We start from the raw sequence: 21152 nt of genomic DNA, 5'->3' as shown, positions 1-21152 counted from the left end.
GCGCCGCTCCGCGCGCGGACCTGCGCAGGCCCGGGCGCCGTGGAGACGCCCGCTCGACGCCCCCCGGCGACGCGCGCGCGGCGGCGTCGGGGGGCGTCGCGCCGGGCGCCGGGCCAGAGCCACCATCGATTTCAAAGCCTTTCGAGGAGAACCGCCTCATGACGACGACCCTGTTCGTGCCGGACGCTGCCGAGAGACCCGCGTCGAACGCCGCGCAGCTCCTGGAGCAATACAGCCCTGAATCCTCGTTCTTCTTCGCGTCGCCGACATGCACCCTGCTCGCGCAGGGCGTGCGCGAGATGAAGCTGGAGCCGGAGCGCGGAGACCGCCTTGCGGGCCGCGTCGCGGCGCTGCTCGCGGCGTCGGAGGGCGCCCGGTATCCCCGTCCCATCGTGGTCGGCGCGGTGCCGTTCAACAACACGTCTCCCGCGCGCCTCATCGTCCCGAGGACGATCCAGAGCGCCGGTCCGCTCGGCGCCGCCGCGGTCGCGCTCCGGCCGCGAGCACCGGTGTCCATCCGGACACTGCGCATGATCCCCGAGCCCCGCGACTACGTGCGCGGCGTCGAGCAGGCGGTCTCGCTGATGCAGACCGGGGCGCTGTGCAAGGTCGTCCTCTCCAGGATGATGGAGCTCGTGCTCTCGAGGCCGATCGACCTCCAGGACGTCCTCAGGCGCCTCGCGCAGCACAACCGGAGCGGCTACACCTTCGCCGCCAACCTCTGGGAGAGCGCAGAGCGGGAGCCCGGTCCGGAGGGCGACACCCCGACGGCCCGGCCGCGGACCCTGATCGGCGCCAGCCCGGAGCTGCTCGTGTCACGGTCAGGGCTGCAGGTCGTGGCCAATCCGCTGGCCGGCTCCGCGGCGCGCAGCCCGGATCCCGAGGAGGACCGGCGGCGGGCCAACGCCCTGCTCACCTCCAGGAAGGACCGGCACGAGCACGCGATCGTGGTCGAGGCCGTCACCGCCGCGCTCCGGCCGTTCTGCCGGCGCCTCCACGTCCCCGAGGCCCCCTCGCTCACGCACACGGCCACGATGTGGCACCTGGCGACCCGGGTCACGGGGGAGCTCGACGATCTCTCGATCTCCTCGATGAAGCTGGCCATGGCCCTCCACCCGACGCCCGCCGTGTGCGGCTATCCCGCGGAGCGCGCCCGCGCCGCCATCGAGTCGCTCGAGCCGTTCGATCGCGGGTTCTTCACGGGGATCGTGGGCTGGTGTGACGCCGCCGGAGACGGCGAGTGGGCGGTCGCCATCCGCTGCGCCGACATCGCAGGTCGGTCGGCCCGGCTCTATGCCGGGGCCGGGCTCGTCCTCGGCTCCGACGGGGACATGGAGCTCGCCGAGACCTCCGCCAAGCTCCGCACCATGGGGAACGCGCTCGGCCTCGATCTGGCGCCGGAGATGGCGTGATGCATCGAGAGCCATCGCGGCGATCCGGCGCGCTGGACGGCTGGACCCCCTGGCCCGCCGACCTCGCAGAGCGCTACCGCCAACTCGGCTACTGGCGCGGCGAGACGCTCGGCGAGATGCTGCGCGACCGGGCGAGGCAGCACCCCGATCGCGTCGCGCTCGTCAGCGTCGGGCGCCGCCTGAGCTACGGCGAGCTCGATCGGCGCGCCGATCGCCTGGCCGCTGGCCTCCTGCGCCTTGGCGTCCAGCCGGGGGATCGCGTGGTGGTGCAGCTCCCGAACATCGCGGAGTTCTTCGAGGTGTGCTTCGCCCTGTTCCGGCTCGGCGCGCTGCCCGTGCTGGCCCTCCCCGCGCATCGACGCGCCGAGATATCGTATTTCTGCCAGTTCACCGGGGCGGTCGCCTACGTCATCGCGGACCGGGACGGCGGGTTCGATTACCGGGAGCTGGCCGGGCAGATCCAGCAGGAGACATCGACCCTGAAGCACGTGCTGGTGGTCGGCGATCCGGGCCGGTTCACCGCGCTCTCCAGCGTGGACGCGGAGCCCGGAGAGCTCCCCGGGCCCGCGCCGGGCGACGTCGCCTTCTTCCAGCTCTCGGGCGGGAGCACGGGTGTGCCCAAGCTGATCCCGCGGACCCACGACGACTATCTCTACAGCGTGCGGGCCAGCGCGGAGATCTGCGCGCTCGACGCGGACAGCGTGTACCTGGCCGTGCTCCCCGTCGCGCACAACTTCACGCTCAGCTCCCCCGGCAGCCTGGGGGCGCTCCACGCCGGCGGCCGCGTGGTGCTCTCCCCTCGCCCCAGCCCGGACGAGGCGTTTCCCCTGATCGAGCGGGAGCGGGTGACCCTGACCGCGCTGGTGCCGCCGCTCGTGCCGGTCTGGCTGGACGCGGCCCGGGCCCCCCGCCACGATCTGTCGAGCCTGCGCGTGCTCCAGGTGGGCGGGGCCAAGCTCTCCCCCGAGGTCGCGCGCCGGGTGCGGTCCACCCTGGCCGGCTGCGCGCTGCAGCAGGTGTTCGGCATGGCCGAGGGGCTGGTCAACTACACCCGCCTCGACGATCCGGAGGACCTCGTCGTCGAGACGCAGGGCCGGCCGATCTCGCCCCACGACGAGATCCGCGTCGTGGACGACGAGGATCGCGACGTCGAGCGCGGGCAGGTCGGACACCTGCTGACGCGCGGGCCCTACACGATCCGCGGCTATTACAAGGCCGACGCGCACAACGCGGCGGCGTTCACGCGAGACGGCTTCTACCGCACGGGCGACCTCGTGCGCCTCACGCCGTCCGGCCACCTGGTCGTGGAGGGGCGCGCGAAGGACCAGATCAACCGCGGCGGCGAGAAGATCGCGGCCGCGGAGGTCGAGGATCACCTCCTCGCGCACCCGGCGGTGCGCGACGCGGCGCTCGTCGCCATGCCGGACGCGCTGCTCGGCGAGCGCTCCTGCGCGTTCCTCGTGCCCCACGGGCAGCCGCCGGCCCCGAGGGAGATCAACGCCTTCCTGCGCGAGCGCGGCGTCGCCCGCTACAAGGTACCCGATCGCATCGAGTGGGTCGACAGCCTCCCCAAGACGAGCGTCGGGAAGGTGGACAAGAAGGCGCTCCGGAGGCGGATCGCCGAGGGGCTCGCGCAGCCCTGAGACCCGGGCGGAGGCGGCGACGGCGCCGTCACGCCCCCTGACCCGACGCACCGGCCCGAGAGGCCACAAGGAAGCGAAGAGAACAGAGAGGATCGATCATGGGCATCCCGAGAATCCAACCCTATTCCATGCCGCGCGCCGATGACCTCCCGGAGAGCCGGGTGTCATGGAGCCCAGATCCGGGGCGTTCCGTCCTCCTGATCCACGACATGCAGCAGTACTTCCTCGATTACTACGACACCCAGGCGTCGCCCGTGGTCGAGCTGCTCGCCAGCATCCGGCGGATCCGGCAGCGATGCGCGGCGCTGGGGATCCCGGTCGTCTACACGAAGCAGCCCGCGGAGCAGACGCCGGAGCAGCGCGGCCTGTTGACGGATCTCTGGGGGCCCGGGCTGACACGGCACCCGGATCGGGAGGCGATCGTGGGCGAGCTCTCGCCGGGCCGCGGCGACACCGTCCTCACCAAGTGGCGCTACAGCGCCTTTCAGCGCACCGAGCTCCGCGATCTCATGCGCCTGTGGGGTCGCGATCAGCTCATCGTCTCCGGCGTCTACGCGCATATCGGGTGCCTCATGACCGCCTGCGAGGCGTTCATGAACGACATCCAGCCGTTCTTCGTGACCGACGCGACCGCGGATTTCTCCCGGGAACAGCACGAGATGGCCATCGCCTACGTGGCGCAGCGCTGCGGGGTCGCGCTCCCGACCCGGGAGGTCCTGGCCGCGCTCGACGGTCGCCGCGGCGCCGAGGGCGTCGCCCCGCCCCGCCCCGCGCAGGCCGCGGCGCCGACGCCGCGTCAGGAGAGCCACTCTCCCTCGCTGGACCGCCTGCGCGGCGACGTCCTCGAGCTCCTGGATCAGCCCGTATCCGGGGTGTCCGAGCACGAGAGCTGGCTCGACCTCGGGCTCGACTCCATTCGCCTCATGACCCTCGTCGAGCGATGGCGCGGCGCGGGGGTCGACGTCACGTTCGTGGAGCTCGCCGAGCGCCCCACGCTCGCCGCGTGGTGGGAGCTCCTGTCGCCCCGCCTGCCGCGCGCGCCCGGCCGCGCGCCGGGGCGGAGCGCCGAGGCGGCCAGCCACGAGGCCCTCGGCTGACATGTCACACCAGGAGAACAGCGAGGCGGACGGGTCGACATGAGCGGCACGACGACCTCACCCCGGGAGACGACTTCACCCCGGAAGGCGGCCTCACCCCAGAAGACGGTGGCGCGCACGCCGCCGCGCCTGCTCGAGGTGCTGCGCACGACCGCGATCTCGCCCCGCATGCGGCGGATCACGCTGGGCGGCGACGCGATCGCAGGGTTCCCCGCGGGCTGCGACGGCGCGCACATCAAGGTGTTCTTCCCGCGCGGCGATCAGGCGGTGCCGGAGCTGCCCACGCTCGGTCCAGAGGGCCCCATCTGGCCCCCGATGCCCCGGCGGCCGATCACGCGCACGTACTCGGTGCGGCGGTTCGACGCGCGGGCCGGAGAGCTGCACGTGGACTTCGTGCTGCACGGGGACGAGGGCCCCGCGTCGCGGTGGGCCGCGCGCGCCCGGCCGGGCGACCGGCTCGGCATCGCGGGGCCCGGCGGCCCCGATCCGATGCTCGGGCCCGCCGACTGGTACCTCCTCGCCGGGGACGTGACCGCGCTGCCGGCGATCGGCGCGCTCCTCGAGGCCCTGCCCCGGGCGGCGCGCGGCCACGCCGTGATCACGGTCCCCGACGCGGCGGACGTGCAGGCGCTCGATGCGCCGAGCGGCGTCTCTTTGACCTGGCTCCCGCTCGATGGACAGCACACCCCGAGCCCGCGGCTGGAAGAGGCCGTCCGCGCCGTCGGGTGGCAGGACGGCCGCGCCTTCGCCTGGGTCGCCGGAGAGGCGACCTCGGTCCTCGCGATCCGCGATTTCCTGCGGAACGAGCGCGGGCTCAAGCGTGATGCGATGTACGCGATTCCCTACTGGAGAGCCAGCCTCTCGGAGGAGGCGTATCACATGGAACGGCACCGCGTCATGGACGAGCTCGACCAGAGCTGACGGGAACGAGCGATGGAGTTCAAGGACAGGACGGCGCTCGTGACGGGCGCGGCCCAGGGGATCGGCGAGGCCGTCGCGCGCGCGCTCGCCGCGCGCGGCGCGCGGGTGGCGGGGCTCGACGCGAACGAAGAGCGCCTCTCGGGTGTGATGGACGATCTCGGGGCGCGCGGCCATCGCGCGGCCGCGTTCCCGGTGGACGTGGCGGACAGTCAGGCCGTCGAGCGCGCCGTGGACCGGGCCGAGCGCGCGCTGGGGCCGATCGAGATGCTGGTCAACGTGGCGGGCGTGCTGCGCATGGGCCAGGCCGTCGCGCTGAGCGACGAGGACTGGGAGCGCACCTTCGCGGTCAACACCCGGGGGGTGTTCCACGTGAGCCGGGCCGTGGCGCGGCGCATGATCCCGCGCCGGTCGGGGGCGATCGTGACGGTCGGGTCCAACGCCGCGAGGACGCCCCGGATGCACATGGCCGCTTACGCCGCGTCGAAGGCGGCCGTGACCATGTTCACGAAGTGCCTCGGCCTGGAGCTCGCGGAGCACGACATCCGCTGCAACGTGGTGTCCCCGGGCTCGACGGACACGCCGATGCAGCGCGCGCTCTGGGCCGACGATCGCGGCGCGCAGGCGGTGATCGCGGGCTCCCTCGCCGCCTTCCGGCTGGGGATCCCGCTGAACCGGATCGCCACCCCCGGCGACGTCGCCGATGCGGTGCTGTTCCTGCTCTCGGATCGGGCGCGGCACATCACGATGCACGATCTCTGCGTGGACGGCGGCGCCACGCTCGGCGCCTGATCCAGGCGAGCCGGCGTCCGTGGGGAGCTGCCCTGGGGGCGCTCGCTGGAGGGGCTGTCGTGCAGGCGAGCCACGACCGGGGCTCGCCGGAACGCAAGCCCCGGAGGCGAGCGCCCCCAGGGCAGCTCCCCACGGACGCCGGCCTACCCACCGCGCTCAGGGGCCCTCTTCCGCGACGTTCCCGAACAGCACATCCGACGCCGTGCCGCTCATCACCACCGCCGCCACGGCGAGGGCGACCGCGATCCCGGCGGCGCCGATGACCCGCGTGGGCTTCATCTGCCACCACATGGCGAGACCGCTGAGCGCCCACAGGACCAGCGTGACCCCGGTGACGTCCGCGAACAGCGCCCAGAGCCAGGTCATGCCGCCGTGAACGGGGTAGTGATGCGTCGTGTGGAGCTTCTCGAGCACCTCCACGAAGCGCGGCTGCCCCTCGGCGTCGTCGAGCCGCCCGTCGAGCCGGCCCGTGCCCAGGTTGTACGTGACGTTCCACGAGCGCGCGTCCGCGTCGCGCACGCGGAAGCGCAGCTCGGGGCTGACCTTCGGGTGGGCGCGCAGAGGCCCTCCGGCCTCGACGCCGAGCCTGGGCAGCAGCTCCTTCACCTGCTCCTGCACCGCGGCCATCCGGTGCTCGGGCAGATCGATCGCCGCGCCGGCGAACGGGGCCGGCGGGGCCTCCGGATTGGGGGCGTGGCGGGAGAGCGTCGCGCTGCCGTCGTCGAGGTTGAGGATCAGCACGTGACGCCCCCCGTCGCCGCCCGGCGCGGCGAAGATCGGCCAGCCGGAGAACGCGGGCGACCCCTCGTCGAGCTCGTAGGGCGAGGGCGACCCGGCGTTGAGCTGCCCGACCACCTGGCGCGCCAGGTCGCCGGGCTCCCAGGGCCGGAAGCCGGTGAGCGCCGACAGCTCCTCTCCGGAGAGCTGCCGGCGGTCGATGTCGCGCCCGATCTCGGGGTGATTGAACAGCATACCGCTGATCCCGAACAGCAGGATCCAGGGAAACAGCAGCAAGCCGAGGTACATGTGCAGGCGCCGCACGACCTTCATGGCCGCGCCGTAGCGCGGCCGCCCGCGGGGGCGCCGCGCCGCTCGCGGCCCCCGCGCGGGGTCGTCCGTCGCCGCCTCGTCGCGATCGGGCGCGAGCATCATCGCATCTTCACGGCGGAGAACACGAGCCCCTCCGTGCTCAGGGTCGCCTCCCCGGGCCCGTCCGCGGTGATCTCGAGGAACGTCGTGGAGCTCTGGCCCTGATAGAGCGGCGCGAAGCTGCGGTCGCCGAGCTCCAGCATCACGACGCTCCCGCCGGTGGGCTCGGCGCCCAGCACCGTGGCCGTCGGCTCGTCGCCGAGGGTCACGCTGGCCCACCGCCACGCCGCGGCGCTCGCCAGGACGCGCGGGTGGGTGTCTTCCTTGATCTCGAAGGCCTCTTCGTCGAGCACGCGCAGGAACGCCTCGCCGCCCGGCCCGCGGATCAGCGAGCCGGCGGCGCTGCCGTCGAAGAGCGAGGAGAGCTCGACGTGGAAGTCGGGGTCGAACTCCCTCGTCTCCGGGTCGAAGCGCAGCATGCAGGCGGCCGCCGCGCTGTCGGGGTTGAGCCGGTGCACCGCCGCGCCGTACGCCTCGGTGGCCACGTAGATCTTGCCGTCCGGCCCCAGGGCGCCGTCACGCACGTAGCCGCAGCGGTCGTCGGTGACGACGGTCGCCTCGTCCGTCGCGCTGTCCACGACGACGATCGCGGCCTGGCTCGGGACCTCCGGCCCCTGCCGCCAACCGGCGAAGGTGATCACGTCATTGCCCTGTCGCAGCGGCGCCGCGGAGAACGTGAGCGTCGCGTCCGCGAGCACGAGATCGTCGAGCGGGATATCCCCGGTGACGGTCATGTCCTTCGGATTCCAGACCACCACCTGGGCGGTGGGGCCGTCGAAGAAGTAGGCCTTGGTCTCCGACACGAACTGGAACTGGCCGCCGTACTCGCCGATGCTCGCGAGCCCCTTGCCGAGGAAGCTCACCGCGCTGCCCTTCTTCAGGCTGCCATCTGCCTGGAGATCGTACCGGGTCACGGTGGGCTCCGCGTCGCCCGCCACGAACACGGCGCCGCCGCCCTCGGGCCCGACGCCGAGGGCGCGCCCCACGATCTCGATGCCGTCGCCGAGCGACAGCGGTGTGCCCGCGTCGAGCGAGTCGGTCACGACGACGTAGCTGAGCGAGTCGGCCGTGTCGCTGCCGAGCACCTGGGTCGTGATCGCGAACCGCGGGCCGGACGCGGCGCCGCCGCCCCCCGCCCCGGCGGCGCTGGTCGCGCCGCCGCCGTCCTCGTCGTCGCCGCACGCGGCGAGGCATGGGACGATGAGGATCATGAAGAACGCTGTCGCCCTGGACCACGGATGAAACATCGAGTCGTCTCCTTTTGGCCTCGCTCGCCGGTCGAGCGGATGCCGGATCTCACATGTCGAGGGTGAGCTTGGCGTAGGCCGCTCTCCCCGGGCGCTGGACGCCGTGGTAATCGAAGGTCTTCGCGTCGGTGAGGTTCTGCACCTCGAGGGTCGAGCTCACGGACCACCCGCCGTGCTTCACCAGGTAGGTGAGCGCGAGCGCGTGCGAGAGCTGCGATGGGATCTGCTTCTTCGTCTCCCGGCTCCCGTGCTTTCCGAGGCCGAGGAAGAACTCGTGCACGTAGCGCGCGCTCCACGTCAGGGACAGCGCGTCGTCCCGCAGGAGGGGCCCGGGCCACGTGACGCGGGCCGCGCCGTCGGCGAACAGGAACGGGCGGTTGGGGAGGCGCTCGTCGCTCGAGGTGTCCCGGAGGTCGTGCCAGCTCACGTGGCCGTCGAGCGAGAGCCACTCGCCCGGCGACGTCCACCCGGCGGAAGACTCGAAGCCGAGCGACCTGGCCGAGGCCACGTTCATGTACTGGGCGTAGCCGACGCCGGGATAACCCCGCCAGATCAGCCCCTCGGCGAACCGACCGAACGCGTTCACGTTGAACCGGAGCTGGCCGACGCCGAGGTCCGCGCGCTCCAGCGTCACGCCGAGGTTGACGTTGTGGCTCACCTCCGGATCGAGGTGCAGGTTCGCGACGATGGGCACGTCGCCGTCGGCGCCGAACAGCTCCTCCGGGCTGGGCAGGCGGGTGGCGAGCTCGTACGACGCCTTGGCGTAGAGCGCCTCCGTGAAGCGGAAGCGCAGGCTGTCGCCGACCCCCATGCGGAAGGTCCCGCGATCGAGATCGCGGAGCAGGCCGCTGGGGAGCTGCTCCTCGGTCCGGAGCGCCTGCACATACCCCTTGGCGAAGGCGATGTTCGCCAGCCGGCCCTCGAGCGGCCGCGCCTCGTGCTCGACGCCCACGACGGCGCTCAGGAGATCTCGCCGCGCGGTGAGCGGATCATAGACCCCCTCGGGGTGCTCTCGATTGCGCCCGGTGCGGGTCGCGAAGGTCGGCGCCGCGCCGAAGCGCACGAGGTGATCGGGCGCGGGGATCCACAGGAGGTTGAGGCGCGCGAACGCGGTGTGCTGGTGGACGCGCTGGTCGATCGCGCGCGCGTCGCTCTCTCCCGGCTGCGGGAGCCTGGCCAGGCAGCGACCGGACCAGTCGTGGCGGCAGGTGCCCAGGTCGCGAAAGTCCGTGCGCGCGTACGCGTACCCCGCCACCGTGTCGAGCCGCATCGCGCGGGAGAGCGGCTGGGCGTACCGGAGGTGAGCGCCCCCGGTCTGCCGGCCGAAGGTCACGTCGCCGTAGGGCACGGTCATGTGGAGGTTGTGCTGCACGTCGCGCTCGTGCACCGCGTAGAAGGCGCGGAGCAGCAGGCGGTCGGCCCACGGGCGCCGGACGACCCCCACCTCGACGCCGCCGCCGGCCGCGCGGTAGCCGTCATGGAACCTGCGGACCCGGGCGGGCGACAGCCGCCCTTGCGCGTCCACCAGCTCGACGTCGACCGGGTAGTCGTTCCGCGCGTGGTCGAGGAAGCCGTTCGCGCGGGCGACGAGGCCGCTCGGCTCGTGCACGTGGTGCCCGCCCAGGGTCAGCCGGTACGTGCCGAAGGAGCCGACCTGGTACGACGCCGCGGCGTGCGAGCCGCGGACGTTCCGATCGGTCACGAGGTTCACCGCGCCCCCCAGCGCGTCGGCGCCGAAGCGCACCGGGACGACACCGCGGTAGATCTCGGCGCGCTCGACCAGGTTGACTGGCACGTTGGCGATCCCGAACGCGTAACCCGAGAGATCGAGCGGCACCCCGTCGAGGAAGAGGCGAACCTGGTCGTCGGCGAGGCCGTTCAGCGAGAGCCGCGCCGTGGAGCCGAGCCCGCCGCCGCGGCGCACGCCGACGCCCTCCGAGCGCGAGAGGACCTCGCCGAGATCCGCGGACTGCCGCTGCGCCGCTTCGGTGTCGATGACATGAACGGCCTCCGCCGAGCGGCGGAGCCGCTCGGCGACGGAGGCGCCGCGCACGCTCACCTCGAGCGGGGGCCGGGCCGGCGCGGGGACCGGGCCAGGGGCCGTGTCCGCCGCCTGTCCTGCGGCGCCGGGCGAGGCGGCCTGTGCCCCGGGCGAGGCGGCCTGTGCCCCGGGCGAGGCGGCCTGTGCCCCGGGCGAGGCGGCCTGTGCGATCTGGCTCGCCGCGGCGGGCGGCTCGGGCAGCCGGAAATCGTAGCGGTAGAGGATGCGCGACGCGACGTTCTGCTCACCGCGCCGGGCGGGCGTGAAGCGGAATCGCAGCGCCGCCTCCCGCGCGGCCTCGTCGAGCCCATGCCCCGCGGGGGTCGCGACCTCCGCCCGGGTGACGCGCCCTCCGGCGTCGATCGTCAACCGCAGCACCACACTCCCCTCCTTGCCGGCCGCGCGCGCCTCCTCCGGATAGGCCGCCTCGACGCGCTCGATGAGCTCGGGAGGATGCACCTCGGGCGCGGCGCCGACCTCGGGCGCGGCGCTGTGGCGCGGCGCGTCCGCTCCGGCCTCCCCGAGCGCGCGCCGCTCGCCCCCGTCACCGGGAGCTTCGCTGTCCGCGCGCGCGTCCTGCGCGAAGGCCGGCGAGCCACCGAGGAAGAGGGCCAGGGCCATGAGCCCGGCGCAGAGCGGGGAGCGTCCTCGAAACATCCGGGTCCTCGGCCTGCTCATCGAAGCGTGATGGGGAGACGCGCCGGGCGGCGCTGCGCGGTGTCGTTGTCCATGGCGGCCTGTTTACCAACCGGACCCCTCTCTGCGGGGAATACCGAGTCTGCGGGGAATACCGAGTCTGCGGGGAATACCGAGCGCGATGTCCGGAGGCCGCCGGCGCGATGTCCCCTGTCGGCGCTCGACGGGGTTCAACCCGTCACGCCCTCCTCGGACACGGCGCTCTCCTCTGCCGCAGAGAGCGGCACGACGACGACGCGCTTGCACCGCCGACACTTCAGCTCGATGCCGCCGGGCACGAGCCGGGCGAGCATGCTGCCGCAGTCGCAGCGCAGCGCATCGCACCCGGCGTCGCTGGCCACGCCGCAGTGAACGCACCGGCTGGCGAGCGGCCCCCTCTCCTTCTGCGTCGGGTCGCTCATGCCTGATCTCTTTTCAATAATGAAAGTCACTTTCAATCTCTACAATGCATGAGTAGCACGGTGATTTCCCTGATGTCAAGCGGGCATGCGTCTCCTGATCAATTTTTATTGACAAATCCAGAATGCTCAATTAGTGAACTTGAAAGTAGTTTTCACTTTCTCGTTCGCCTTCGTCGACGGACGATTGGCTTTCAGCGCAGCGCGCGGTGGTCGCTGTCCGGCGTGATCTCGGGGCCAGGGGCCCTGCCCCGCCGGCGGGCGCCGCGCGCCCCGGCGGCGTGGGATCCGCGCGTCGCGGCCGCCTCGGCGCCGTGACGGCCTCCGCGGCGCCCGCGCCCTGCCCGCCTCGCGCGGGCGCGGCGCGGATCGCGCGCCGGCTGAACCAGGAGGGACTGTCCATGGTTGATCCTCGAGAGGCGCGCTGGCCCCTGTCGGCCGCGCAGCACGGCATCTGGCTCGGCCAGCAGCTCGACCCGGCGAGCCCGGTCTACAACGCGGGCGAGTGCATCGAGATCCTCGGGCCCGTCGATCGGGCGGTCCTCGAGGCCTCGGTGCGTCAGGCCGTGTCGGAGGCCGAGGCGCTGCACATGCGCTTCACGAACGAGCCGGGCGGACCGCGGCAGATCCTCGGCCCCTCCTCGGACGGGCCGGTGCACCACGTCGACGTCAGCGCGGCGCCCGACCCGTGGGCGGCTGCCCTCGCGTGGATGCGGGAGGATCTCGGCAAGACCGTGGACCTCGGCCGCGGGCCGCTCTTCGCGGAGGCCCTCTTCACGGCGGGGCCCGATCGCACCTTCTGGTACCAGCGCGCCCACCACGTGGCGCTGGACGGCTACGGCTTCTCGCTGATCGCGCGGCGCGTGGCCGACCTCTACACCGCGCGGATCCAGGCTCGGCCGTGCGGCGACAGCGCCTTCGGCCCGCTGCGCCGGGTCGTGGAGGAGGATCTCGCCTACCGCGCGTCCCCCGCGCTCGAGCGCGATCGCGCGTTCTGGTCACGGCGCTTCGCCGACCGGCCCGCGCCGGTGAGCCTGACCGACCGGCCCGCGCCGATGTCGCGCACCTTCCTCCGGCAGACGGCCTCGCTCTCGCCCGCGTGCATGGACAGCCTGCGGGCGACGGCGCGCCGCGCGGGCGCGAGCGCGAGCTGGCCCGACGCGATCGTCGCCGCGACCGCGGCGTACCTGTCCCGCCTCACCGGCGCGCCCGAGGTCGTCCTCGGGCTCCCCGTGATGGGGCGCCTGGGCTCGGCGTCGCTGCGCGTCCCGAGCATGGTGATGAACATCGTGCCGCTGCGCGTGCCGGTCCGCCCCGGCGCGAGCCTGACCGAGCTCACCCGGCTCGTCGCGGAGGAGGTGCGCGCGATCCGGCCCCACCTGCGTTACCGCTACGAGCAGCTCCGCCGCGATCTCAGGCGGATCGGCGGCGAGAAGCGGCTGTTCGGCCCGGTGGTCAACATCATGCCGTTCGATTACGACCTCCGGTTCGCGGGCCAGCGGGCCATCGCGCACAACATCTCCGCCGGCCCGGTCGAGGACCTGTCGATCGGCGTGTACGCCCGGTCGGACGGGCGCGGCCCGCGGGTCGATCTCGACGCCAACCCGGCCTGCTACGGCGCCGACGAGCTCGCCGCGCACAAGGAGCGCCTGCTCGCGTTCCTCTCGGCGCTCGCCGCCGCGCCCGACCAGGCGGTCGACGACGCCGCGCTCGACGATCGCCCCGGCGCCGGCGCGCCGCCGCCCGCGCGCGGCGCGCTGCTCGACGGCGGGCCGCTGCCCGCGCCGGCGCGCTCCGTCGTGGAGCAATTCGCCGAGCGCGCGCGCGAGCGGCCGGCCGCGATCGCCCTGGAGCACGGCCCGCGGCGCGCGACCTACGGCGAGCTCGAGCGCGCGGCCCGGGCGCTCGCGGCCCGGCTCGCGGCGCACGGCGCGGGGCCGGACACGCTCGTCGCGGTGCTCCTGCCGCGCAGCGTGGACGCCATCACGGCGATCCTCGGCGTGCTGCTCTCGGGCGCGGGCTACCTCCCGCTCGATCCGGCCGGGCCGGGGTCGAGGACCGCGGCGATCCTCGACGACGCCGCCCCTGCCCTCCTGGTGACGACCTCCGAGCACGCCGCGCAAGCCCGCGCCCTGCTGGAGGGCGCCCGCGCGACGCGCCTCGTGCTCCTCGACGACGAGGCGCCCCCGGCCCGGGCCGAGGCGCCGGCGCCGGCGGCGGACGAGCACCTCGCGTACGTCATCTACACCTCCGGCTCCACCGGCCGCCCGAACGGCGTCATGGTGAGCCGCGGCGCGCTCGCCCACTTCGTCGCGGGCGCGACGCGCCGCTACGACCTCGGCCGCGACGACCGGGTGCTGCAGTTCGCGCCGCTGCACTTCGACGCCAGCGTCGAGGAGATCTTCCTCACCCTGTGCGCGGGCGCCACCCTGGTGCTGCGCACGGACGAGATGCTGCAGTCCGTGCCGCGGCTGCTCGAGGCGGGCGCCGAGCACGGGATCACGGTGCTGGACCTGCCCACGGCGTTCTGGCACGAGCTCGCGTACAGCGTCTCGACGGGCGCGGCCTCGCTCCCGCCCGGCGTCCGCACGGTCATCATCGGCGGCGAGGCGGCGCTCCCGGAGCGCGTCGCGCGCTGGCGCGCCGCCGTGGGCCCCACGGTGCGGCTGCTCAACACCTACGGCCCCACCGAGGCCACCGTGGTCGCCACCGTCGCGACGCTGAGCGGCGCCGGCGCGGGCGACGACGCCGGCGACGAGGTCCCGATCGGCACGCCGCTGCCCGGCGTCCGCGCGGCCCTCCTCGACGCGCGCGGCCGGCCGGTCGCGCGGGGCGCCGTGGGCGAGCTGCACCTCATCGGCCCCGCGCTGTCGCGGGGGTATCTCGGGCGTCCGGAGCTCGACGCGGCGCGCTTCGTCCGCCTCGACCAGCTCCCGGGCCGCCCGCGCGCCTACCGCACCGGCGACCTGGTCCGGGCGAGGGACGACGGGCAGCTCGTCTTCGTCGGCCGCGTCGACGACGAGCTCAAGATCAGCGGCCACCGCGTCGACCCGCTCGAGGTCGAGACCGCGCTGCTCCGCCACCCGTCCGTGCGCGAGGCGGCCGTCGTCGGGCACGCGTCGCCGGACGGCAGCAAGCGGCTGACCGCGTTCGTCGTCGCCGGCGATCCCGCCCCGCCTCTGGCCGATCTCCGCCGGCACGCGCGGTCGCTGCTCCCGGCCGCCGCGGTCCCCACCGCCTTCGTGCTCACCGACCGGCTGGAGAGGACCAGCTCGGGGAAGATCGACCGGGCGGCGCTGCGCAAGGCGCCGATCGCGGCCGCGGCCTCGACGGCCGCCGCCGGGGCGACGGCGCTCGAGCAGGCCGTGCTGCGGGTCTGGGAGCAGGTGCTCGGCGTGAGCGACCTGTCGCCGCACGACGATTTCTTCGAGCGCGGCGGCCAGTCGCTGCAGACGATCCAGGTCGCCAACCGGCTCAGCGTCGAGCTCGGGCGCGAGATCCCCGTGGCCACGGTGTTCCGCCACCCCACGGTCGCGGAGCTCGCGGGCGCGCTCGAGCCCTCGGCGAGCGCGGCGGCGCGCGGCGGGCCCCACGACGCCATGCTCGCCGACGCCGAGCTCCCCGAGGACGTCGTCCCCCGGTCGCTCGCGCCGTCCGGATCGCCCCCCCGGCCTCGCCAGATCGTGCTCACCGGCGCGAGCGGCTTCGTCGGCGCGCACCTGCTCCACGAGCTCCTGACGCAGACCGACGCCCGCGTCGTCTGCCTGGTGCGCGCCGAGAGCGAGGCGCACGCCGCCGCGCGGATCCAGCGGGCCCTCCAGGATCAGCGCCTGCCGGCGGCCGATCTCGCGTCGCGGGTGGTCGCCGTGCCCGCGGACCTCGCGCTGCCGCTGTGCGGCCTGAGCGCGGAGCGGTTCGACGAGCTCGCCAGGGGGAGCGACGCCATCTACCACGACGCCGCGGTGGTCAGCGTCGTGCGCGACTACCGGAGCCTGCGCGCGGCCAACGTGCTCGGGACGCGCGAGGTGCTCCGGCTGGCCGCGGCGGCGCGCCCGAAGCCGCTGCACCACGTCTCGACGCTGGCCGTGGCCCCGTCGGTCGCCGCGAGCCCCGAGGTCCCCGAGGCGTTCGTGCCGCCGCACCCGGGCCTCTCCGACGGCTACCAGCAGAGCAAGTGGGCCGCCGAGCGCCTGGTCCAGCAGGCCGGAGAGCGCGGCCTGCCCGTCGCCGTCTACCGCCTCGGCCGCGTCGTCGGCGCGCCCGGCGAGGGCCTCGTCAACGAGCAGGACCTGGTCTTCCGGCTGCTCAGGGCCGGCATCCCGGCCGGGCTCCTGCCGGATCTCGACGTGCGGGAGGTGTGGACGCCGGTCGACTACGTGGCACGCGCGATCGTGCGGCTCTCCCTCGCGGAGCCCGCGCAGGGCGCCGTCTACAACGTCGCCCCCGGGCCCGAGGTCCGGCTCGCGGAGGTCTTCGGCTGGGCGCGCGACTACGGCTACCCGGTCGAGCGGTGCCCGGTCCCGATCTTCCGCGCGCGCCTCCGGGACCGCGCCGACGCCGCCGACAGCGCCACGCTGGCCTTCTTCGATCTGCAGCCCGGCGCGACCGGGGGCGAGGCGACCTTCGGCCTCGGCCGCGTGCGCTGCGACAACGTGACGCGCGGCCTCGCCGGCAGCGGGGTCGTCTGCCCGCCGATCGATCGCGCGCTCCTCCACCGCTACCTCGACCACTGCGTGGAACGAGGCCTCCTGCCGCGCCCTCCGGGCCCGGGGCAGGCCCCGCCGCGCGCCCTGTGACCACGCCCCACCGAGACAACGCGAACGAGCTTGAGAGGACGACCACGATGACCACGCAGACGATCGACGCAGGAACCAGGACGCCGGGACGAGAGCTGCCGCGAAAGGCCGGGGAGGCCTTGCGGCTCGACCGCTCGAACGCGCTGCTCGCCGAGGCGCGCCGCCTCATCCCGGGCGTCACCCAGTCGCTCATGAAGCGGCCCGAGATGTTCTCGCTCGGCTCGTTCCCGGTGTACCTCGAGGGCGGCGAGGGCGCGCTGGTCCGCGACGTCGACGGCAACCAGTACATCGACTACATCTGCGGCCTCGGGGCGAACACGCTGGGGCACAACCACCCCGCGGTCGTCCGCGCCCTCCTCGAGCGGCTCGACCGGGGCCTCCTGCACTCGCTGCCGACGGAGATCGAGGTCACCGCCACCCAGGAGCTGATCTCGCTGATCCCGGGCGCGGAGATGGCGCGCTTCTTCAAGACCGGGGCGGACGCCACGTCCGCGGCCATCCGGCTCGCCCGCCACGTGACCGGCAAGGAGAAGGTCGTCACCATCGGCTACAACGGCTGGCACGATCACTTCATGTTCGACACGCCCGGCGTGCCGGCGGTGCTGCGCGAGTACACCTACCGCATGCCGCTCATGGCCGAGGCCGACGAGCCGCCGCTGCTCGACCTGATCGCGAAGGAGGGCTCGGAGCTCGCGCTCGTGCTGCTCTCGCTCCCCTACAAGCGGTGCGTCTCGGCGGAGTTCCTGCGCACGCTCAAGGCGCGGTGCCGCGAGCGCGGCGTGCTGTTCGTCCTCGACGAGGTGGTCACCGGCTTCCGCCTCGCGCTCGGCGGCGCGCAGCAATACTACGGGATCACGGCGGACTTCGTGTGCCTCTCCAAGGGCATCGCCGCGGGCATGCCGCTGTCGGCCATCGCCGGGCCGCGCGAGGTGATGAGCAAGCTGGCCGATCTGCAGGTGTCGACGACGTTCGGCGGCGAGATGCTCTCGCTGGAGGTCTGCAAGGCGGCGCTCCGCGAGTACCGCGACACCGACTACATCACGCGGATCGCCGCGCTCGGGCGGCGGCTGCGCGAGGGCATCAACGAGCGCGCGGCGCGGGCGGGCTTCCCGCTGCGCGTCCTCGGGTACGACGCGATCCCGTTCTTCCTCTTCGCCGACGACCTCGCGCTCCACACGAGGCGCGCGGAGCCGTTCGTCGGCGCGATGGCGAGGCGCGGCGTGCTGCTGCGCCGCGACGTCAACTTCCTCTGCGGCGCGCACACCGAGGCGCAGATCGATCACACGATCGACGCCGCGCACGACGCGCTCCTCGAGATGGCGAGCCGCGGCCTCCTCGAGCCGGGCGCGGGCGACAGGGCCCGTGGTTGAGCGGGGCGCGCCGGTCGTGCCGAGCGCTCGCTCCGAGCGGAGCCTCCTCTTCCTCGTCGCGGCGGTCCAGTTCGTCAACCTCCTCGATTTCATGATGGTCATGCCGCTCGGGCCGGACTTCGCGGTCGCGCTCGGCATCTCGATGTCCGACATCGGCCTCATCGGCGGCAGCTACACCGCGGCGGCGGCGCTCTCGGGCGTCGCCTGCGCGTCCTTCCTCGACCGGTTCGACCGGCGCAGCGCGCTCCTCGTCGCGCTGCTGGGCCTCGTCGCCGGCACCGCGGCCGGCGGCCTCGCCACGGGGCTCTCGAGCCTCGTCGCGGCGCGCGTGCTCGCGGGCGCCTTCGGGGGGCCGGCGACCGCGATCGCCTTCTCGATCGTGGCGGACGCCATCCCGCCCGAGCGGCGCGGCCGGGCGATGGGCGTCGTGATGGGCGCGTACTCGTTCGCCGCGGTGCTCGGGGTGCCGGTCGGCCTGGAGCTCGCGCGGCGCGGCGGCTTCCAGATCCCGTTCTTCGCCGTCGCGGCGCTCGGGCTGCTCGTCGCGGGCCTCGCGCGCCTGCTCCTGCCCCCGATGCGCGGCCACCTCGCCGGCGCCCGGGCGGCGGGGAGCGCGCTCCGCGAGCTGCGCGCGCTCGTCACGCGCCCGCTCGTCTCGCTCGCGTACGCGGCGACGGCGGCCGTCACCATGGCGGCGTTCCTCATCATCCCCAACATCTCGGCCTACGCGCAGCACAACCTCGGTTACCCGCGCGAGCGGCTCGGGCTGCTCTACCTGGCCGGGGGCGCGCTCAGCTTCGTCGTCATGCGCGTCGCCGGCGTGGTGATCGACCGGATCGGCGCGTTCCGGACGAGCGCGGCCGGGGCGGCGCTGCTCGTCGCGGTCCTCTACGCCGGGTTCCACTCCTACGTGCCGGGCCTCCCCGTGCTCGTCGTCTTCGTCGGCTTCATGACCGGCAGCACCATCCGCAACATCGCCCAGAGCACGCTCGTCTCCAGGGTGCCGCGGCCCGCGGAGCGGGCGCGCTTCGGCGCCATGCAGTCGGCCCTGGATCACCTCGCGTCCGCGCTCGCCGCGTTCCTGTCCGCCAGGATGCTGCGCGAGCTCCCGGACCGGCGCCTCGACGGCATGGAGGGCGTGGCCGCGCTGGCGATCGCCTTCACGCTCGCCTCGTTGCCGCTGCTGCTCTGGATCGAGCGCCGCGTCGCCGTGTCCTCGGCGGCCGGCGCCGGCCCTGCGCGCGCGCTGCGCGGCGAGGGCGCGTAGGCCGGAGGCGCCCCGCCGCCGCTCAGCCGCCCTCCCCCGGCGCGAGCTGCTCGAGCGTCCGCTCGAGGTGCGAGAGCGCCGCGGCGCCCGCGGCCCGCGACCTGAGCTTGCCGCTCGCGTCGAACAGGAAGTACACGGGCCAGAGGCCGTCGGTCTGGAAGCGGTCGCCGATCGTGTGGTCGTTGTCGATGGCGACCGGCTCCCCCATGCCGCTCTGCTTCACGAAGGCCTCCACCTGCTCGACGCGCGTGTCGGACTCCTGGCGCGGCATGTGGACCGACACGAAGCGGACGCCGCGGGGCCCGTACCTCTCCTTCCACGCGCGCAGCGTGGGCAGGTTGTCCTTGCAGATGGAGCACGACAGCGCCCAGAAGTTCACGAGGACCGGCGCGCCCGAGAGCGCCTCGCGCGTCGGCTCGCCGTGCAGCCAGCGCGTCGCCCCGTCGAGCGAGGGCATGGGCGCGCCGCTAGGCAGCACGGCGCGGCCCCGCCCCGGCGTGGATCGTCTCCTTGCCCGGCTTCCAGTCGGAGGGGCAGAGGCCGCCGGTCTGCAGCGCCGCGAGCACGCGGAGCGTCTCGTCCGTGGAGCGGCCGATGTTCAGCGAGTGGATGACCGCGTACTGGAGGATCCCCTTCGGATCGATGATGAAGAGCCCGCGCAGCGCGACGTGGACGCCCTCGATGAGCACGCCGTACGCGCGGGCCACCTCGCCCGAGTGATCGGCGCCGATCGGGTAATTCACGCCCGAGATGCCGTTGTGCTCCCTGGGCGTCATGGCCCAGGCGCGGTGGGTGTGGATCGTGTCGGTCGAGCAGCCGAGGAGGCTCGCGCCGAGCTGATCGAACTCCGCTCTCCTGTCGGCCAGCGCGAGGAGCTCGGTCGGGCAGACGAACGTGAAGTCCATCGGATAATAGAAGAACAGGAGCCATCGACCGCTGTAGTCGGACAGGGAGACGCTGAGATCGAAGTTGTTCGGGGCGGCGGGATCGAACACGGGCATGGTGAACACGGGGGCGAGCTCACCCACTCTGGCGATGGACATGGTTCCTCCGTGGCCTGGTCGAGGAAGGGCTCGAGCGGCCGGCGCGCTGGCGACAGCGTCAGCTCGGAGGTCGTGGTGCAGGGGCCCGCGGCGTCAACCGTGCCGCGCGGCGGGCGGGCTGGTCGCGCGGCCTGTCGCGCGGCGGACGACCGCGCGCTTCAGGGCGCCTGCGCGGCCGGAGTACACTGCTCCCCGATGGCCTTCCGCGAGCCCGCCCGCAAGCACGCCACGGGCAGCATTCACTACGGCCCGTTCCCCATCCGCCCCGGTCGCCTCGGCCTCTCCCTCGTGATGTTCCTCGTCGCGCCCCTCCTTGCGCTCGTCGCGCTCGAGCGGGATCGCCTCGTCTGCACGCCGGGCGCGAGGTGCGTCGTGACGCACACGATCGCATCGAGGACGCGCGGGTTCCCGATGTCCGCGCTGCGCGACGCGCGCGCCGACATCGTGCGGGGCTCGAAGGGGGGGAAGAACGGCGCGGTCGTCCTCGTCCTCGACGGCGGGCGCGAGCTCCGCCTGATGCAGGTGACGCCCGAGCGGGCCGGAGAGGCCGTCGCTGCCATCCGCGCGGGCCTCGCGGGCCAGCGGAGGATCGACGTCACGCTGAGCGGCCCGTGGTGGATGCTCCTGCTCTCGATCGGGCTGCTCGGGTTCGGGCTCACGATGGCGTACCCGTCCCTCAAGGGCCTCGGGCGCTTCCGGATCGACGTCACGCACGGCGGCGCCGGGCTCCGCGTCCGCCGCCATCTCCTCGCGCTGCCGGTCTCGTCCCGTGAGGTCTCGCTCGAGGGCGTCACGGAGGTCCGCGTCGAGGCCGGGGTCGTCCGCGAGGTGGGGCTCAGCAAGGGAGAGGCGCCGATGCCGGCCGGGCGCATCGTGCTCGTCGACCGCGCCGGCGCGACGCGCCCGCTCACCGCCGCCGCCCTCCCCGGCCAGGCCGTGCACCTCCGCGCCGCCTCCGAGCTGCGGGCGCTGCTCGGGCTCGAGCCACGGCCTCACGGGGTCGAGGAGCAGCTCGCGTCGCTGCCGCCCCTCAGGACGCCGCCCGGGGCCCGCGTCGCGCACGCGTGGATCGGCCTCGCCGTGGGCGCGCTGGTCGGCCTCGGGCTCTTCGGGCTCGCCGGCGTCGCGCTGGGCCTGCTCCGCGCGAGCGATACACTCGAAGGCTGGCACCTCGCGGTGGGCGGCGGCGGCGGCGCGATCGTGGGGGTCGCGCTCGCCCTGCGCCTCACGCGCGAGCGGCCGCCGCCCTGAGCGACTGGCGCCGCACATCGCGCTCTCGTCCT

15 protein-coding genes are annotated in these 21152 nt (G+C 73.9%); 9 read left to right on the top strand and 6 right to left on the bottom strand.

Translation table 11 applies throughout. The features are described 5' to 3' along the window. Nucleotides 1-158 precede the first annotated feature (158 nt). The 5 genes from dhbC to WMF31_RS18720 all read left to right on the top strand — a co-directional run bounded on the left by dhbC (nucleotide 159) and on the right by WMF31_RS18720 (nucleotide 5862). Entirely contained in the window at nucleotides 159-1412 is a 1254-nt protein-coding gene (gene dhbC / locus WMF31_RS18740; protein WP_436603262.1) for an isochorismate synthase DhbC, read from the top strand. After that, nucleotides 1412-3055: a (2,3-dihydroxybenzoyl)adenylate synthase gene (locus tag WMF31_RS18735; protein WP_436603261.1), complete on the top strand. Its 1644-nt coding sequence runs from the start codon at nucleotides 1412-1414 to the stop codon at nucleotides 3053-3055. Before dhbC ends, WMF31_RS18735 begins: the two co-directional genes overlap by 1 nt. A 98-nt stretch (nucleotides 3056-3153) precedes the next feature. Then, a complete protein-coding gene (locus WMF31_RS18730; protein WP_436603260.1) occupies nucleotides 3154-4152 on the top strand; it encodes an isochorismatase family protein in 999 nt (332 codons plus the stop codon). 39 nt (nucleotides 4153-4191) lie between these two features. Further along, nucleotides 4192-5073: a siderophore-interacting protein gene (locus tag WMF31_RS18725; RefSeq protein ID WP_436603259.1), complete on the top strand. Its 882-nt coding sequence runs from the start codon at nucleotides 4192-4194 to the stop codon at nucleotides 5071-5073. A gap of 12 nt (nucleotides 5074-5085) precedes the next feature. Continuing rightward, the gene (locus tag WMF31_RS18720) at nucleotides 5086-5862 is read left to right on the top strand and encodes a 2,3-dihydro-2,3-dihydroxybenzoate dehydrogenase (protein ID WP_436603258.1); all 777 of its coding nucleotides are present in this window, start codon (nucleotides 5086-5088) and stop codon (nucleotides 5860-5862) included. 156 nt (nucleotides 5863-6018) lie between these two features. Here the strand turns inward: WMF31_RS18720 and WMF31_RS18715 are convergent, their stop codons facing one another. The 4 genes from WMF31_RS18715 to WMF31_RS18700 form a co-directional block, all read right to left on the bottom strand. Continuing rightward, nucleotides 6019-7014: a PepSY domain-containing protein gene (locus tag WMF31_RS18715; RefSeq protein ID WP_436603257.1), complete on the bottom strand. Its 996-nt coding sequence runs from the start codon at nucleotides 7012-7014 to the stop codon at nucleotides 6019-6021. After that, on the bottom strand, nucleotides 7011-8258 hold the full coding sequence (locus WMF31_RS18710; protein WP_436603256.1) for a hypothetical protein: 1248 nt from the start codon (nucleotides 8256-8258) through the stop codon (nucleotides 7011-7013). Before WMF31_RS18710 ends, WMF31_RS18715 begins: the two co-directional genes overlap by 4 nt. Before the next feature lie 49 nt (nucleotides 8259-8307). Further along, nucleotides 8308-10977 carry a TonB-dependent siderophore myxochelin receptor MxcH gene (gene mxcH / locus WMF31_RS18705; RefSeq protein ID WP_436603255.1) on the bottom strand — a complete coding sequence of 890 codons (2670 nt, stop codon included), beginning with the start codon at nucleotides 10975-10977 and terminating at the stop codon, nucleotides 8308-8310. A 188-nt stretch (nucleotides 10978-11165) separates the two neighbouring features. Beyond that, nucleotides 11166-11396: a hypothetical protein gene (locus WMF31_RS18700; RefSeq protein WP_436603254.1), complete on the bottom strand. Its 231-nt coding sequence runs from the start codon at nucleotides 11394-11396 to the stop codon at nucleotides 11166-11168. Nucleotides 11397-11794: 398 nt separating this feature from the next. On the opposite strand from WMF31_RS18700, the gene mxcG reads away from it, so the two are divergent. Genes mxcG through WMF31_RS18685 form a run of 3 tightly spaced genes read left to right on the top strand, consistent with a single transcriptional unit; the run spans nucleotide 11795 to nucleotide 18826 of the window. After that, entirely contained in the window at nucleotides 11795-16189 is a 4395-nt protein-coding gene (gene mxcG, locus WMF31_RS18695) for a myxochelin non-ribosomal peptide synthetase MxcG (protein ID WP_436603253.1), read from the top strand. A gap of 47 nt (nucleotides 16190-16236) precedes the next feature. After that, nucleotides 16237-17559: an aspartate aminotransferase family protein gene (locus WMF31_RS18690; protein ID WP_436603252.1), complete on the top strand. Its 1323-nt coding sequence runs from the start codon at nucleotides 16237-16239 to the stop codon at nucleotides 17557-17559. After that, complete coding sequence (locus WMF31_RS18685; protein WP_436603251.1) at nucleotides 17552-18826, top strand: MFS transporter; 1275 nt, start codon at nucleotides 17552-17554, stop codon at nucleotides 18824-18826. Before WMF31_RS18690 ends, WMF31_RS18685 begins: the two co-directional genes overlap by 8 nt. 22 nt (nucleotides 18827-18848) lie before the next feature. Here WMF31_RS18685 and WMF31_RS18680 read toward each other — a convergent pair whose 3' ends face one another. Then, entirely contained in the window at nucleotides 18849-19283 is a 435-nt protein-coding gene (locus WMF31_RS18680; protein ID WP_436603250.1) for a TlpA family protein disulfide reductase, read from the bottom strand. 10 nt (nucleotides 19284-19293) lie between these two features. Continuing rightward, on the bottom strand, nucleotides 19294-19869 hold the full coding sequence (locus WMF31_RS18675) for a peroxiredoxin (protein WP_436603249.1): 576 nt from the start codon (nucleotides 19867-19869) through the stop codon (nucleotides 19294-19296). A 195-nt stretch (nucleotides 19870-20064) separates the two neighbouring features. Here WMF31_RS18675 and WMF31_RS18670 point away from each other — a divergent pair, with 195 nt between their 5' ends. Then, a complete protein-coding gene (locus WMF31_RS18670; RefSeq protein WP_436603248.1) occupies nucleotides 20065-21120 on the top strand; it encodes a hypothetical protein in 1056 nt (351 codons plus the stop codon). Nucleotides 21121-21152 lie beyond the last annotated feature (32 nt).

It is taken from the genome of Sorangium sp. So ce1036 (genome assembly GCF_051369805.1).
GTDB classification, from domain to species: Bacteria; Myxococcota_A; Polyangia; order Polyangiales; family Polyangiaceae; genus Sorangium; species Sorangium cellulosum_F.
This window is presented reverse-complemented; position numbering and strand designations above follow the sequence as displayed.